This is a genomic window from Leisingera sp. NJS204 (assembly GCF_004123675.1).
In the GTDB taxonomy this organism is placed as follows: domain Bacteria; phylum Pseudomonadota; class Alphaproteobacteria; order Rhodobacterales; family Rhodobacteraceae; genus Leisingera.
Map to the genome: position 1 here is coordinate 3,830,880 of NZ_CP035417.1, position 15,682 is coordinate 3,846,561.

14 protein-coding genes are annotated in these 15,682 nt (G+C 61.5%); 2 read left to right on the forward strand and 12 right to left on the reverse strand.

Annotation, left to right across the window (positions count from 1 at the left end):
* Positions 1 to 102: 102 nt before the first annotated feature.
* Positions 103 to 1,014, forward strand: a complete 912-nt coding sequence (gene trhO, locus ETW24_RS18560; RefSeq protein ID WP_129372416.1) for an oxygen-dependent tRNA uridine(34) hydroxylase TrhO — start codon at positions 103 to 105, stop codon at positions 1,012 to 1,014.
* Between the two features lie 81 nt (positions 1,015 to 1,095).
* Here the strand turns inward: trhO and ETW24_RS18565 are convergent, their stop codons facing one another.
* The 8 genes from ETW24_RS18565 to ETW24_RS18600 form a co-directional block, all read right to left on the reverse strand.
* Positions 1,096 to 1,764, reverse strand: a complete 669-nt coding sequence (locus ETW24_RS18565) for a NapC/NirT family cytochrome c (protein WP_129372417.1) — start codon at positions 1,762 to 1,764, stop codon at positions 1,096 to 1,098.
* Positions 1,764 to 2,249: a nitrate reductase cytochrome c-type subunit gene (locus ETW24_RS18570; RefSeq protein ID WP_129372418.1), complete on the reverse strand. Its 486-nt coding sequence runs from the start codon at positions 2,247 to 2,249 to the stop codon at positions 1,764 to 1,766. The genes ETW24_RS18565 and ETW24_RS18570 overlap by 1 nt, the downstream gene beginning before the upstream one ends.
* 8 nt (positions 2,250 to 2,257) lie before the next feature.
* Positions 2,258 to 4,756, reverse strand: a complete 2,499-nt coding sequence (gene napA / locus ETW24_RS18575) for a nitrate reductase catalytic subunit NapA (RefSeq protein ID WP_129372419.1) — start codon at positions 4,754 to 4,756, stop codon at positions 2,258 to 2,260.
* Positions 4,753 to 5,031, reverse strand: coding sequence for a chaperone NapD (locus ETW24_RS18580; protein WP_129372420.1), 279 nt, complete (start codon positions 5,029 to 5,031; stop codon positions 4,753 to 4,755). The genes napA and ETW24_RS18580 overlap by 4 nt, the downstream gene beginning before the upstream one ends.
* On the reverse strand, positions 5,028 to 5,543 hold the full coding sequence (locus ETW24_RS18585) for a ferredoxin-type protein NapF (protein ID WP_129372421.1): 516 nt from the start codon (positions 5,541 to 5,543) through the stop codon (positions 5,028 to 5,030). The genes ETW24_RS18580 and ETW24_RS18585 overlap by 4 nt, the downstream gene beginning before the upstream one ends.
* Before the next feature lie 12 nt (positions 5,544 to 5,555).
* Complete coding sequence (gene napE, locus ETW24_RS18590; RefSeq protein WP_129372422.1) at positions 5,556 to 5,705, reverse strand: periplasmic nitrate reductase, NapE protein; 150 nt, start codon at positions 5,703 to 5,705, stop codon at positions 5,556 to 5,558.
* A 496-nt stretch (positions 5,706 to 6,201) separates the two neighbouring features.
* Positions 6,202 to 8,619, reverse strand: a complete 2,418-nt coding sequence (gene gyrB, locus ETW24_RS18595; RefSeq protein WP_129372423.1) for a DNA topoisomerase (ATP-hydrolyzing) subunit B — start codon at positions 8,617 to 8,619, stop codon at positions 6,202 to 6,204.
* Positions 8,620 to 8,712: 93 nt separating this feature from the next.
* Positions 8,713 to 9,303 (reverse strand): NAD(P)H-dependent oxidoreductase, encoded by a 591-nt coding sequence (locus tag ETW24_RS18600; protein WP_129372424.1) that lies wholly within the window; start codon positions 9,301 to 9,303, stop codon positions 8,713 to 8,715.
* A 109-nt stretch (positions 9,304 to 9,412) separates the two neighbouring features.
* Here ETW24_RS18600 and ETW24_RS18605 point away from each other — a divergent pair, with 109 nt between their 5' ends.
* A complete protein-coding gene (locus ETW24_RS18605) occupies positions 9,413 to 10,006 on the forward strand; it encodes a TetR/AcrR family transcriptional regulator (protein ID WP_129372425.1) in 594 nt (197 codons plus the stop codon).
* Here ETW24_RS18605 and ETW24_RS18610 read toward each other — a convergent pair.
* The 4 genes from ETW24_RS18610 to ETW24_RS18625 all read right to left on the reverse strand — a co-directional run bounded on the left by ETW24_RS18610 (position 10,003) and on the right by ETW24_RS18625 (position 15,659).
* A complete protein-coding gene (locus ETW24_RS18610; RefSeq protein WP_129372426.1) occupies positions 10,003 to 10,623 on the reverse strand; it encodes a LysE family translocator in 621 nt (206 codons plus the stop codon). The genes ETW24_RS18605 and ETW24_RS18610 overlap by 4 nt on opposite strands.
* On the reverse strand, positions 10,620 to 11,717 hold the full coding sequence (gene recF / locus ETW24_RS18615; protein ID WP_129372427.1) for a DNA replication/repair protein RecF: 1,098 nt from the start codon (positions 11,715 to 11,717) through the stop codon (positions 10,620 to 10,622). Before recF ends, ETW24_RS18610 begins: the two co-directional genes overlap by 4 nt.
* A 78-nt stretch (positions 11,718 to 11,795) precedes the next feature.
* Positions 11,796 to 12,914, reverse strand: a complete 1,119-nt coding sequence (dnaN, locus tag ETW24_RS18620; protein ID WP_129372428.1) for a DNA polymerase III subunit beta — start codon at positions 12,912 to 12,914, stop codon at positions 11,796 to 11,798.
* Positions 12,915 to 13,208: 294 nt separating this feature from the next.
* Positions 13,209 to 15,659, reverse strand: coding sequence for a GcvT family protein (locus tag ETW24_RS18625; RefSeq protein ID WP_129372429.1), 2,451 nt, complete (start codon positions 15,657 to 15,659; stop codon positions 13,209 to 13,211).
* Between the last annotated feature and the right edge of the window lie 23 nt (positions 15,660 to 15,682).

A 15,682-nucleotide genomic window follows, 5' to 3' on the forward strand; every position in this document is an offset into this window, starting at 1 on the left:
CCGGCGCAGCAATTAACATGCATCCAAAGCCCTTATTTTACTGGCTCATCGACGGTGGTTCTTTCTCTTGAATTACCCGCGCCATGGTTCTAAGGGCGGGGTATGTACACAATTGCTGCCCTCTATCACTTCACCCGTTTCCCCGATCCCGCCGCGATCCGTCCGGCGCTGCTGGAGCTATGCCAGGCGCAAGACGTCAAAGGCTCGCTGCTGCTGGCGCAGGAGGGGATCAATGGCACCATCGCCGGACCGCGCGCAGGTATCGATGCGGTGCTGGCCCATATCAAGGGCTTGCCCGGCTGCGCGGATCTGGACTGGAAAGAAGCCACCGCCGCTGAACCGCCCTTTGGCAGGATGAAGGTGCGGCTGAAGAAAGAGATCGTGACGATGGGCCAGCCGGACGTGGATCCGCTGGCATCTGTTGGCCATTACGTTGAGCCGGAGGAATGGAACGATCTGATCCGGCAGGACGATGTTGTCCTGATCGACACCCGCAACGATTACGAAGTGGCGATCGGCACCTTTGAAGGCGCGATTGATCCCATGACCGAGTCGTTCCGCGACTTTCCGGCCTGGTGGGAAAAGAACAAGGACCGCTTTCACAACAAGCGGGTTGCGATGTTCTGCACCGGCGGCATCCGCTGTGAGAAATCGACCAACTACCTGCTGGGCCAGGGGGTAGAGGACGTCTATCACCTGAAGGGCGGCATCCTGCGCTATCTGGAGGAAATGCCAGCGGAAAACAGCACCTGGGAAGGTGAATGTTTTGTCTTCGACAACCGGGTGTCGGTCGGCCACGGGCTGGTGGAAGGCCCGCACGAGCTGTGCCACGGCTGCCGCCGCCCGATCCTGCCCGAGGACAAGGCGCGCCCCGGGTTTGAGCAGGGCGTCACCTGCCATCAGTGCATCGATCAGACCTCGGAAGAAGACAAGGCGCGGTTCCGTGAGCGGCAGAAGCAGATGATGCTGGCCCGCAAACGCGGCGCAGATCATCTGGGCAGCATCCCTCTGTAAACCGCCGGACAACAGACACCAAAAAAGGCCGCTGCACATCGAGGCAGCGGCCTTTTTAGTTGTTTGCGGGGGCTGGCAGCGTCAGTCGCTGCTCAGACCCAGATAGCTGCGGGTGCTGGCCAGCAGGCCTTCGCCGTGGGCCGGGGCCAGCAGACCGGCATGATCTTCGCCTTCGGCGGCGCTCATGTCGGGCAGCTGGTGGGCGATGCCTTTGTGGCAGCTGATGCAGGTTTTTTCGCCGGTGAACAGGAAGCGTTCATGCGCATCCGCAGCCCGTTTGGACTGGCGGGTGATGTCCATCGACTCGTCCGAGTGGCAGTTGCGGCATTCCAGCGAGTCGTTGGCCTCAAGCCGCGCCCATTCGTGCTGCGCCAGTTCCAGCCGGTGCTCCAGGAATTTCTCGCGCGTGTTGATGGTGCCGAAGATCTTGCCCCAGACCTCTTTGGAGGCCTGCATTTTGCGGGCGATCTTGTTGGACCATTGATGCGGCACGTGGCAGTCCGGGCAGGACGCCCGCACGCCGGAGCGGTTGGAATAGTGGATCGTCGGCTTCAGCTCCTCAAACACGTTGTCGCGCATCTCGTGGCAGCTGGTGCAGAAGGCCTCGGTGTTGGTGACCTCAAGCGCGGTGTTGAAACCGCCCCAGAAGATGATCCCCATCACAAAGCCGCCCATGGTCAGGAAGCCAAGCGAGAAGAAGGCGCTGGGGCGGGTGATGATCCACCACAGACGTTTTAAGAAACCCCACATCAGTCAGACCCGCCCTGTTTCGAGTGCACGTAGTCCAGCACCTGATCGACATCGACAAACTCGTTTTCAACCAGCGGCCGGGCATTGGTCTGCACGACGTGGCACTGGGTGCAGAAATACCGCCGCGGGCTGATCGCGCCCAGCGTCTGGCCCTCGCGGTTCATGAAGTGGGTGACCGAGATCATCGGCGCCTGGCTGACCTCAACCGCGGTGCGGCTGTGGCAGGTCAGGCATTTGTTGGAATTGAGATCCACCTGATAATTGTCGGTCTTGTGCGGGATCAGCGGCGGCTGATCCGGGTAGTTGCGCACCTGGCGGATGTCGGTGTTGACGATGCCGGGGATCTGGGTGGCTTCGCCCTGTTCACCCAGCGGCGCGTTGTTGCGCAGCGTGGCGACCTGATTCTGGGCAAAAGCTGGTGAAGCCATAAAGACCGGGGCCAGCAGGATCGGAGCGGCCAGGATGGCGAGACGGAGATGTTTCATGACGGGCCTCACACTGCTTCGATACGGACTGCGCATTTCTTGTAGTCCGTCTGTTTCGAGATCGGATCGGTGGCATCCAGCGTGACCTTGTTGATCAGCCGGCGCGCATCGAACCAGGGCACAAACACCAGACCTTTGGGCGGCTTATTGCGGCCGCGGGTTTCAACCCGGGTGCGGATTTCACCGCGCCGCGAGATGATCCGCACTTCGGTGCCGCGCCGGAACCCCTGGGCCTTGGCATCGTCCGGGTGCATGTAGCACAGCGCGTCGGGGACGGCCTGATACAGCTCCGGCACCCGCTGGGTCATCGAGCCGGAGTGCCAGTGTTCCAGCACGCGGCCAGTGGCCAGCCATATCGGGTATTCCGCGTCCGGGCTTTCTGCCGGCGGCTCGTAGGGCAGCGCAAAGATCACCGCTTTGCCGTCGGGCTTGCCATAGAACTCGTAGTCCGAGCCCGGGGTCACATAGGGGTCTGAGCCTTCCTTGAAGCGCCAGCGGGTTTCCTTGCCGTCGACCACTGGCCAGCGCAGCCCGCGTTCCTCGTGGTAGCGGTCAAAGGGTGCCAGATCGTGGCCGTGGCCGCGGCCGAACTCTGCATACTCCTCGAACAGACCCTTTTGGAGATAGAAACCAAAGTCTTCGGATTCGTGGTTGCCGTACTCTTTGGCTTTCTCGGTCAGTTCAAACTGGTCAACCTTGCCGTTGGCAAACAGCACGTCGAACAGGGTCTTGCCTTTATACTCCGGGTTGGCGTCCAGCAGCTCGGCCGGCCAGACCTCATCGGTGGTGAAGCGTTTGGAGAACTCGGCCAGCTGCCACAGGTCGGACCTGGATTCACCCGGTGCATTGACCAGCTGGTACCAGAACTGGGTGCGGCGCTCGGCGTTGCCATAGGCACCTTCTTTCTCCACCCACATTGCGGCGGGCAGGATCAGATCGGCGGCCTCTGCGGTCACCGTCGGATAGGCATCCGACACCACGATAAAGTTGTCGGGGTTGCGGTAGCCCGGCAGCCCTTCCTCCATCATGTTGGGGGCGGCCTGCATGTTGTTGTTCACCTGCACCCAGTAGCAGTTGATCTTGCCATCCTTCAGGTCGCGGTTCTGTTTCACCGCGTGGGAGCCGACCCAGCCGGGCACGGTGCCTTCGGGCAGATTCCAGATTTTTTCAGCAAAGGCGCGGTGTTCGGGGTTCTTCACCACCAGATCCGCAGGCAGGCGGTGCGAGAAAGTCCCCACTTCGCGCGCAGTGCCGCAGGCCGACGGCTGGCCGGTCAGCGAGAACGGCGAGTTGCCGGGGGTGGAGATTTTGCCGGTCAGCAGGTGGATGTTGTAAAGCAGGTTATTGGTCCAGACACCGCGGGTGTGCTGGTTAACGCCCATGGTCCACAGCGACATGACCTTGGTGTCGGGATCGGCATAAAGCTTGGCGATCTTCTCCAGGGTCTCGGCCGGAACACCGGACATTTCCTCAGCTTTTTCAAGCGTGTATTCGGAGACGAATTCGGCGAACTCCTCAAAGCTCATCGGCTCGGAGCCGCCTGCCTTGTCGTTGTTCTCGGCGGCCTGCTCCAGCGGGTGCTCAGGACGCAGGCCATAGCCGATGTCCTGATTGCCACGGCGGAAGTTCACGTGTTTGCCGACAAAGTCCTTATGCACCGCATCATTCTGGATGATGTAGTTGGCGATGTAGTTCAGGATCACCATGTCGGTCTGCGGGGTGAACACCGCCGGGATGTCCGCAAGATCAAAGCTGCGGTGGGTAAAGGTCGACAGAACCGCCACCTTCACATGCGGATGGCTGAACCGGCGGTCGGTGATGCGGGTCCACAGGATCGGGTGCATCTCGGCCATGTTCGAGCCCCACAGCACAAAGGCGTCGGCGTTCTCGAAGTCGTCATAGCAGCCCATCGGCTCGTCGATGCCGAAGGTGCGCATGAAACCGCCCACAGCGCTGGCCATGCAATGGCGCGCGTTGGGGTCGATGTTGTTGGAACGAAAGCCCGCCTTCATCAGCTTGGACGCGGCATAGCCCTCCCAGACTGTCCACTGGCCGGAGCCGAACATGCCAATGCCCTCGGGGCCTTTTTCGGCCAGGGTCTTCTTCCACTTCTCGGCCATGATATCAAAGGCTTCATCCCAGGAAACCGGGGTGAATTCGCCTTCTTTGTCATATTCGCCATTGGTCTTGCGCAGCAGCGGCTGGGTCAGACGGTCGGCGCCATACATGATCTTCGAGAGGAAGTAGCCCTTGACGCAGTTCAACCCGCGGTTCACCTCGGCCTGGGTGTCGCCATGGGTGGCAACCACGCGGCCGGCCTTGGTGGCGACCATGATCGAACAGCCAGTACCGCAGAAACGGCAGGCCGCCTTGGACCATTTCAGCTCGGTCACATTGGCGTCGGTGACAAGGTTCTGTGCTGCCGCAGGGATCGGCAGGCCGGCGGCAAGTGCCGCAGCTGCGGCTGCCTGCGCCTTGATGGCGTCGCGGCGGGTAAGTCCGGTCATTGGGGGACTCCTTCTTCAATAGCGAGATCCTGCGCATCGCAGGTTTGATGAAAGACAAGCGCCGCGCTGGCGACGCCGTCGAGAAGCTGAATTCTGGCCAAGGCATCGCCGATGACCCGGTCGCTTTCGGCCTCGAACAGGACGACGATCTTGCCCGAGGGGTCGGCTTGCGAAATCTCGGCGCCAGCCATGGATTTGATGTCGGCAAGGACGGCCTCCATGTGTACAGGGTTGCTGCGCACCAGCAGGCTGGAAATATGGATCTCTTCTGTCACGCGGGCGTCCTTTGCTGGCGGGGATCGCAGAGTGCGATGGCATTGTTGGGACAGGTGGACAGGCAGGCACCGCAGCCGGTGCAGGCGCCGGGATCCACCTGAATGGCGCCGACCGGACGGACCGACAGGACCATCCGAAGGGCACGAGGGTCGCAAATGTCGGTGCACAGCTGGCAGGCGATTCCGGCGGCATTCAGGCAGCTGCTGGTGATCTCCACCGTCACCGGCCAGGGCGCTGGCTGTGCCAGATCGAACACCGCTTGCGGGCAGGCTTCGGCACAAGCGCCGCAAAATGTGCATTCGCCACCGTGGAAACTGATCCGCGGGCGGCTGCGGCTGTCGAATTCGATGATGTTCTCCGGGCAGCTCTCCACGCAGGCATTGCAGCCGGTGCACTGCGCCTGCACCCGGGCCTCATCCGTCCAGGGCGGACGGAATTCCGGATCCGGGCGGGCCACTTTCCCGGTCAGGAAGGCGCGCCGCGAGGGGGCTGTGCTGGCATGTGCTGGCATTGGCCTGGCCTCTTACCCGGCCGGCGGTCCCAGGAAGATCTGGGAGATCCAGATGATCAGGCCGTATCCGCCGACCAGTCCCACCGCCAGCACCGGCGCCAGAACCACGGCAAGGAACAGGAAGGTGTTCCGCTCTTCGGCTTTGCTTGGCTGTTCGGACATTTTTTGTCCTCCTTGGCTCGTACAAATGTAGCGCAGCAAGCCGGCCGGAAAAGGCCGCATCTGATTCCGGTTTTCTGAACAGTGCCGCGTCGCTGGCAGGAGAATGCGCAGGACGGCCGTACTGCACTTTGATCTGAATCATTTCCCGGGCGGTAGATTTGGCAAAACCAAACATTCAAACAATCGAAATTAACGATATCAATATTTCCAGAGCGCTTCCAACCGCGAATGTCGCAATCCAATTTGGGACACGCCCATGTGTCTGTAATTGTTTGGGAAGTGCCGCCAGCCAGCCTCGTGGCGCTTGGCATGTGAAGGCGCACTGAATTTGATCATCACAATTGAGATGCCATTCGGACGCAGGTACCGGGGCCAGAAATACGCCTGCCGCGACGTGGCGTGTGAAGTCCTCGCAGCAGCGCTTATGCGCAAACCTATGGGCCAATCGCGCAAAGTTATGGGGATCGCGCACGGCTGCACGCGATCCTACACCCGATCAGAAATCCAGGTTTTCGACGCTAAGCGCGTTCTTTTGGATAAACTCGCGACGGGGTTCGACAACATCGCCCATCAGCTTGGTGAACAGATCATCCGCCTCGATCATATCGTCGACCCGCACTTGCAGCAGTGTCCGGGCGTCCGGGTCCAGTGTCGTCTCCCACAGCTGGTCCGGGTTCATCTCGCCCAGGCCTTTGTAGCGCTGCAGCGAGAGACCCTTTTCGCCTTCATCAAGGATCGCCTTCAATAGATCCAGCGGACCGTGAATAATCTGGCTGCGGTCGCGGCGGATCAGCTGAGAGGCGGTGCCGTAGACTTCCTGCAGGCTTTGGGTGAAGCTGCCGGTCTTGCGCGCCTCGCCGGAGCGCAGCATCGGGCCGTCCAGGGTACGCACTTCCTCGACTCCGCGCAGGATGCGGGCCAGGCGGATGCCGTGATCCTGGGTGATCCGGCCCTGCCAGCCGCGCTCATATTCCAGGGCAATGGCGTCCAGCCGCGCCGCAACCTTGTCGGCCACGCCCTGCAAGTTGGAATCCACCGCACCGGGCACAAAGGCACCGGCCACTGCGGCTTGCTCCAGGATGTGGCGCGGGTAATGGGTCGGGAAAGCATCCAGCACACGTTTGAGCTGGCGCGCCTCGTCGACCACGCGGGTAAGGTCGGCACCGGCCATCTCGGAGCCGTTACCGAGTTTCAGCAACGCGCCGTCGACACCTTGGTTGATCAGATAATCATCCAGCGCCGCCTGATCCTTGAGGTAGACCTCGGATTTGCCGCGCGCGACCTTATACAATGGCGGCTGCGCAATGTAGAGATAGCCGCCCTCGATCAGCTCCGGCATCTGCCGGTAGAAGAAGGTCAGGAGCAATGTCCGGATATGGGCGCCGTCCACGTCCGCATCGGTCATGATGACAATCTTGTGGTATCGCAGCTTTTCAATCTTAAATTCGTCCCGGCCAATACCGGTGCCCAATGCCATCACCAGGTTGCCGATCTCCTGGCTTCCCAGCATCCGGTCAAAGCGTGCGCGTTCAACGTTCAGGATCTTGCCGCGCAGGGGCAGGATTGCCTGGGTCCTCCGGTCCCGGCCTGTCTGGGCGGAACCGCCGGCCGAGTCCCCCTCGACCAGGAAGACTTCGGTTTTGGACGGGTCTTTTTCAGAGCAATCCTTCAGCTTGCCAGCCAGATAGTTCACATCCATCGCGGTTTTGCGGCGGGTCAGTTCGCGCGCTTTGCGGGCGGCCTCGCGGGCCAAAGCGGCCTCGACAATTTTGCCAACGATTTGCTTGGCCTGGCCGGGGTTTTCCTCAAACCACTCTGCCAGTTTTTCCCCGACCAGGCTTTCGACCACCGGGCGCACCTCGGACGACACCAATTTATCCTTGGTCTGGCTGGAGAATTTCGGATCCGGCACTTTCACCGACAAAACACAGGTCAGCCCCTCGCGGGCGTCATCACCAGTAAAGGAGATCTTTTCCTTCTTCGCGATGCCCGAAACCTGCGCGTAGTTGTTGATCGTGCGGGTCAACGCGCCGCGGAAGCCTGCAACATGGGTGCCGCCATCGCGCTGCGGGATGTTGTTGGTAAAGGGCAGCACAGTTTCATGATAGCTGTCATTCCACCACATGGCGATTTCGACAACGATTTCGTCCTTTTCACCGATGATATAAACCGGAGTTTCCATCACCGGGGTCTTGTGGCGGTCCAGGTATTTGACGAATTCCTTGACGCCGCCGTCATAGAACAGCTCCACTTCCAGCCGTTCCGCCGGGCGTTCGTCGATCAGGATGATGCGCACGCCGGAGTTCAGAAAAGCCAGTTCCCGCAAGCGCTTTTCCAACGTTTCAAAGACATATTCGAGGTTGGAAAACGTATCCGTCGAGGCCATGAAGCGCACTTCGGTGCCGGTGCGGTCGCCGCAATCGCCGACCACCTCCAGATGCTTGGCGGTATCACCGCGCTCAAACCGGGCAATGTGTTCCTTGCCGTCTCGCCAGACGCGCAGTTCCAGCCAGTCAGACAGCGCGTTCACCACCGAAACACCCACACCGTGCAGGCCGCCGGAAACTTTGTAGGAGTTGCTGTCGAACTTACCGCCGGCATGCAGCTGGGTCATGATGACCTCGGCCGCGGAAACGCCTTCTTCCTCGTGGATACCCACCGGAATGCCGCGGCCGTTGTCGCTGACGGATACGCTGGAATCGGCGTGAATTTTCACCGTCACGTGGTCCGCGTGGCCTGCCAGCGCCTCGTCGATGCCGTTGTCCACGACCTCATACACCATGTGGTGCAGGCCCGAGCCATCGTCGGTGTCCCCGATATACATGCCGGGGCGTTTTCGAACCGCCTCCAACCCTTTGAGAACCTTGATGGAATCCGCGCCATATTCTGCGGGGGCCTGCTCGTTTCCGGACATTCACATCTTCCTGTCTTTGCTTCAGGATTTTATACGGAGTCTGGCCGGGATTGTCACGCGCAAGCCCCCTTTTTTCAGGGCTGTATCAGACGATTATGCTGCTAAGGCGCCAAGCTCCGACGCGGTGCTCAGCCAGGCTGCGCGCTCCTCCGCACTTGATCCTTGCAATGCGCCGAAATGGCAGGTCTCTACCGGATCAATCCCCACGAAATTCATTATCTGCCGCTCCACCTGAACATGCGCTGCATTGCCATAGAACTGCTCCATCAAGTCAGGCGGCGTGTCCGACGCCACCATCACCCGGCCCGATTTTCCGGCCAACAGCGGTTTCGGCAGGCCATCGGTCACAATGCGCGGGTCAAACGTGCGGCCGGGAAGCAGAATCCGGTCAAACAACCCCTTCAGTTTCCCCGGCATCCCGCCCCACCACAGCGGAAAGGCAAGGACCACATGCTCTGCCCACTCAAAGTCCGCAAGCACTGCTTCGATCTGCGGCTCCAGTTGCTTTGCTCCGGAAAACCCGGCCTGGCCGAAATCTGCGTCGAACTCCAGCTGCGACAGCTTGTGCAGGCGCACATCGTGCCCCGCACCTTCTGCTGCGGATGCGTAGGCTTTGCACAGCGCCTGCGTAAAAGTGTTCTCAGCCGGGTGGCCGTTCAAGATCAGTATTTTTCGGGCAGACATGTCATTCTCCATGAGCTAAGTTGACCACGGTCACTTTATTGAAAGAAAAAATGACCGTGGTCAATTATAAAAGTGACCGCGGTCAATAACGAACCCGTGAGGATGAGGCATGACACGCGCTCCACAAAAGCGGCGGCTGGAAACCCGCGCAAAACTGCTCAGCACCGCAACCGTCATTGTCCAGGAACAGGGCTATAGCGGTTTGCGGGTTGAAGATGTGGTTGCCCGGGCCGGTGTTGCCAAAGGCACCCTGTTTTCCCATTTCAAGGACAAGGACGGGCTGCTGGCCGTCCTGATCGGGGAGGAAGTGACACGGCTGCTTGACGGGATGGAGGCCGCAGGCGCACCGGCAGATGTAGCGGATCTGACCGCCCGGCTTGCACCGCATCTTGATTACGTTGCGCAGGACCGGGTGATTTTCGATCTGCTGCTGCGCTATTCAGGCACCACTGCGGATGAGCCGGATGAAGTTGTCACTGCAAGCTTCACCCGGCAGGTCGCCTTGCTGACAGGCTGGCTGCAGGACATGCAGGCGGCGGGCAGGGTTCGCCGGAACCAGCCGCCGGAATTGCTGGCGGAAGGCATCCAGGCGTTTCTGAACCATGTGCTGGGCTTGTGGTTCTGCATTGAGCATGAGACTGCAGCGCGCCCGGCCCAGACACTGGAACCTTACTTGCAGGCCTGGTTGCAACCATCCGCCTAAAGGAACGGGATCGCCAGCCCCACACAGATCAGCAGCCCGCCGGACACCAGGTTGATGCGCCGCAGGATCCGGGGCGAAGCGATCGCCCGCCGGACCCGGTGCACCATCCCTGCCAACGCAAGGTTCCCTGCCAGCGGAACCGCAAAAGACAGCACCACAATGGCGGCAACATCCGGCCAGGTTGTTCCTGACAGATCAAAGAAACCGGGCAGAACGCCCATGTAGAACAGGATTGCCTTGGGATTGCCCAGGATCACAGCAATTCCCGCCATGAACCCGGCCCAGACGCCCGGCCGGGTGAGGGCGCGGCTTTCCTGAACCGCTTCACCCGCGTGACGGATCAGCAGCCCGCCCATGCCGAGGAACATCAGGCAGGCCAGCCAGCGCAACAAGGTCATGATGCCGGTGAATTCGGAAACCACCCAGGACATGCCGCCCACCGCCACCAGCGGCCACAGAATATCGCCGCAGGCAACCCCCAGCGCCAGCGGCCAGGCCGCCGGAAACCCGCCGGACACCGAGCGCGCCATCAGCGCCAGCCAGACCGGGCCGGGTGTCAGGAACAAGATCAGCAGCGCCCCTGCATAAAGCGACAGATCCCAAACGGTGACAGTCATTTTTGCGTCACCTCCGACCCGCTGCCGCTGTCAGAGACTTCCAGCATCTGGGCCCGGCCAGCCAGCTCGCCAAACAGCTCCGGCCCGGTGCCCGTCATCCAGGCCTGGGTTCCCAGAGTGCAGATCTCGTCATAAAGGACCGCACGGCGGCCAGCGTCCAGATGCGCGGAAACCTCATCCAAAAGCAGGATCGGCGGCGCGCCCTCGCGCTGCGATAGCGCCCGTGCATTGGCCAGGATCAGCGACACCAGCAGCGCTTTCTGCTCACCGGTCGAACAGTCCTTGGCCGGGATGCCCTTAGCCTGGTAGGTGCCGATCAAATCGGTTCTGTGCGGCCCGACAAGGGTCCGGCCCGCCGCCAGATCCCGGAACCGGCTTTCCTCCAGCGCCTCTTTGAAATCCGCCTCGGTGGACGGCATGCTGCCTTCGGATTGCAGCAGCTCCAGCTCAGCCGCGGGAAATACGGTTCCGGCTTCGGCCTGGGCAATCTGCAGCAGCTCCACCGCTTGCACGCGCGCCGCATGGATCCGGTGCCCTGAGGCGGCCATCCGCTCTTCCAGCACCCGGTACCATGCGGCATCGCGCACCTGGTCCTTCAACAACCGGTTGCGCTCGCGCATTGCCTTTTCATAGGCCAGCGAGGCCTCGGCATGGGCGGGTTCAAAGCTCAGCGCGATCCGGTCCAGAAAGCGCCGGCGGCCTTCTGCCGCTTCAATCCACAACCGGTCCATCGCCGGGATCAGCCAGACCACCCGCGCCACCTGGCCCAGCGCGATCTGGCTAGCGGGCTTATTGTCGATTTTCACCTGCCGGGCATTGCCGCCTTCGGACCAGGTTTCCACCTCATAGGCCTGCGAGGGTGCCCGCAGCTCAGCCTTCAGTTTCCACCCCAGCGCTTCGGGCTGGCGTGCCATCTCTGCCGCACTGGCCCGGCGCAGGCCCCGGCCGGGCGAGAACAGCGACACGGCTTCCAGGATATTGGTCTTGCCCGCCCCGTTATTGCCGTGAATGGCGACCGGACGCCCGTCCAAACGCAATTCCGCCCGCAAATGCGAGCGGAAATGGGACAAGGTCAGGGCAGTCAGGGCCAGCACGCGGCGCGCTCCCGTTTCATCTTTCCAAAAATACTCGCGTCCCGCCGCCCGGCGGGGGAGGCAGCGCCGTCAGGCGCTTCAGACACGCATCGGCATCACGACGTAAACAGCGCTTTGATCGCTGCCTTCGCGCATCAGGGTCGGATCGCCGGAGGAGTTGAACATGAACACAGCGTTTTCGCGGTCTACCTGGTTGGCAATTTCCAGCAAGTACTTGGCATTAAATCCGATTTCCAGGCGTTCGTCGTTATAGGCCACCGCCAGCTCTTCTTCTGCGGCACCGCTGTCAGGCGCATTGACCGACAGGATCAGACGGTCCTCTTCCAGCTGCAGCTTCACCGCGCGGGAACGTTCGGACGACACGGTTGCAACCCGGTCCACGGCCTGGGCGAACTCGGAGGCATCCACTTCCAGACGGCGGGTGTTGCCGGCCGGGATCACCCGGGTGTAGTCCGGGAAGGTGCCGTCGATCACTTTGGAGGTCAGGGTGATGTTCGGGGTGGCAAAGCGCACCTTGGTTTCCGAGACCGACACCGCGATGTCCATGTCATCGTCGTCCAGCAGTTTGCGCAGCTCACCCACGGTCTTGCGCGGCACAATCACGCCCGGCATGTCCTCGGCGCCCAGCGGCAGCTCGGCGTCGATGCGGGCCAGGCGGTGGCCGTCGGTGGCCACGGCGCGCAGAACCTTGCCGCCATCGCCCGATGACACATGCAGATAGACACCGTTCAGGTAATAGCGGGTCTCCTCGGTCGAGATTGCAAATTTCGACTTGTCGAACAGGCGGCGCAGCACTGCGGCCTTGGCTGCGAAGTTCGAGTGGTATTCCGACGAAGCCATCACCGGGAAATCCTCGCGCGGCAGGGTCGCCAGCGAGAAGTTGGAGCGGCCGGCCTCAACGGTCAGGCGCCCGGTTGCGGCGTCGGCGCTCAGTGTGACCAGCGCGCCGTCAGGCAGCTTGCGGACAATCTCGTGCAGGGTGGTGGCGGCCACGGTGGTTGCCCCGGCGCGTTCCACCTGGGCGGGGGCCTTGTCGACCACCTCGATATCCAGGTCGGTTGCGCGGAACTGGACACTGTCGCCTTCGGCTTCGATCAGCACATTCGCCAGAATCGGAATGGTGTTGCGGCGCTCGACCACCGACTGTGCCTGAGCCACAGCCTTGAGAAGCGTGCCGCGTTCGATGCTGATCTTCATGTCCCAAATCCTCTCCGTCTGGCCCCATGTCACTGGCCGGGACAAGCAACCTACCTGTTTACCCCTGCCGTACAAGGCTTTTGTGGATTTCTCCAAGGGATTCCCGGCGGGGTCAAGAGGCGGTGGGCAGCTGGGCCGTGAAACCGGAAGAAACGTTGCAGCAGAACCCGGAATTGTCCCCGCGGGGACAGAGCTGCAAAACCCAGGTTGTCCCCGTGGGGACACCTACGGAAAACGCCCCGGCGCTTGGACCGGGGCGTCATACGGAACAGGTTAAACCTTTGGAGAGGCGGCTTAGGCCTTCACCCGCTCCGATTTCGGATCATACATCGGCTTCAGCGACGCCTCGGCCTTCACTTTCACACCGCAAACGTCGATCTCGTAGGTGGAGGCCAGCACATCGGCAGCCTTTTCGCCTTCGCACGGCACGTAACCCATGCCGATGGCAGCACCCAGGGTATGGCCGTAGCTGCCGGAGCTGAGGTAGCCCACGTATTTGCCGTCACGGATGATCGGCTCGTTGTGAAACAGCAGCGGCTCGGCATCGGTCAGTTTGAACTGAACCATACGGTTTTTCGGGCCGCTCTCCTTACGCTCCAGCACTGCTGCCTTGCCGATGAAGTCGTCCTTGTCGGTCTTCACCGCAAAGCCCAGGCCTGCGTCGATCACATTGTCCTCGCAGGTGATGTCGTGGCCGAAGTGGCGGAAGCCCTTCTCGATCCGGCAGCTGTCCATCATATGCATGCCGCAAAGCTTCAGCCCCATGTCCTGGCCTGCCTCGTGCAGCGTCTCAAATGCGTGGCCTGCCATGTCGGCACCGACATAGATTTCCCAGCCAAGTTCACCCACATAGGTCACGCGGTGCACACGGGCGAGCCCCATGCCCAGCTCAATCTCCTGCGCAGTGCCAAAGGGGTTCACCTCGTTGGAAAAATCATTGGGCGAGACTTTTTGCAGCAGTTTGCGGGCGTTTGGCCCCATCACCGCCAGTACGCCTTCGCCTGCGGTCACATCAGTGATAACCACCCGGTGGTCGCCCAGATGGCGCATCATCCAGGTCTGGTCGGCCAGACGGGTCACCGCCGGGGTCACCACCAGATAGGCGGCCTCCGACAGGCGGGTGACGGTCACATCGGCCTCAATCCCGCCGCGGGCGTTCAGGAACTGGGTATAGACGATCTTGCCCGCAGGCACCGACAGGTTGGCGCCGCAGATGTAGTTCAAGAAAGTTTCGGCATCCGGACCCTCGACGCGAATCTTGCCAAAGGAGGACATGTCGTACATGCCGACGTTTTCGCGGACTGCCTTGTGTTCAGCTGCCGAGTTTTCAAACCAGTTCTGGCGCTTCCAGCTGTACTGGTATTCGCGTTCCTGGCCCTCATTGGCGAACCAATTGGCACGCTCCCAGCCGCCGATTTCGCCCATCACCGCGCCCTGCTGCAGCAAGTGATGGTGGAACGGGGTGCGGCGCACGCCACGGGCGGTGGCCTTTTGTCGGTAGGGGTAATGGTCGGCGTACAAGAGGCCCAGCGTCTCCTTGGAGCGCTCATACAGGTAGTGCTTGTTGCCCTGGAACGGGTGCATGCGGGAGATGTCCACGTCGCCAAGGTCGAACGGTTTCTGGCCGTCTTCCATCCACTGCGCCAGCGCCATGCCTGCGCCGCCCGCCGACTGGATGCCGATTGAGTTGAAGCCTGCAGCGACCCAGAAATTGTCCATCTCGGGCGCCAGGCCCAGGTGATAGGCATCATCCGGGGTAAAGGATTCCGGACCGTTAAAGAAGGTGTGGATGCCGGCCTCGGCCAGCATCGGCATCCGGTTGCAGGCCGCTTCCAGGATCGGCTCGAAGTGGTCGAAATCCTCGGGCAGCTGGTCGAATTCAAACGTGTCCGGGATGCCGTTCATCGCCCAGGGTTTGGCGTTCGGTTCAAACGCGCCGAGCAGGATTTTTCCCGCGTCTTCCTTGTAGTAGGCACATTCGTCAGGCACCCGCAGCACCGGCATCTGGGTCAGACCGGTGATGCCTTCGGTCACGATGTAGAAATGCTCGCAAGCATGCAGCGGCACGTTGACGCCCGCCATGCGGCCAACCTCATGCCCCCACATGCCTGCGCAGTTCACCACCATGTCCGCCTCGATATGGCCCTGGGACTGGCCGTCGTCACTGGCCCAATCGACGCCGGTGACGCGGCGGCCGTCCTTGGAGATGCCGGTGACCTTGATCCGTTCCTTGACCAGCGCGCCGCGCTGGCGGGCGCCTTTGGCCAGGGCCAGCGCGATGTTGGCCGGATCCCCCTGCCCGTCTTTCGGCAGCCACACGCCGGCAGTCACATCGCCGACATTCAGGTGCTCATAGCGGGTTTTCACTTCCTCGGGGGAGATTTCCTCAACCTCGACACCGAATGCGCGCGCCATGGCGGCCTGGCGGAATATCTCTTCCTTGCGTTCTTCGGTCAGGGCAACGGTGATCGAGCCACAGCGCTTGAAGCCGGTGGCGACGCCGGTTTCCTCTTCCAGCGCGCCATAAAGCTCCTGGCTGTATTTCGCCAGCTTGGTCATATTGGCGGTGGCGCGCAGCTGGGCGATCAGGCCCGCAGCGTGCCAAGTGGTGCCGGAGGTCAGCTGTTTACGCTCCAGCAGCACCACATCTTTCCAGCCCAGTTTGGTCAGGTGATAGGCCACCGAGCAGCCGATCACGCCGCCGCCGATAATAACCACGCGGGCCTTGTTGGGAAGATCGCTCATATCATCGCTCCACAGTCAGTGTT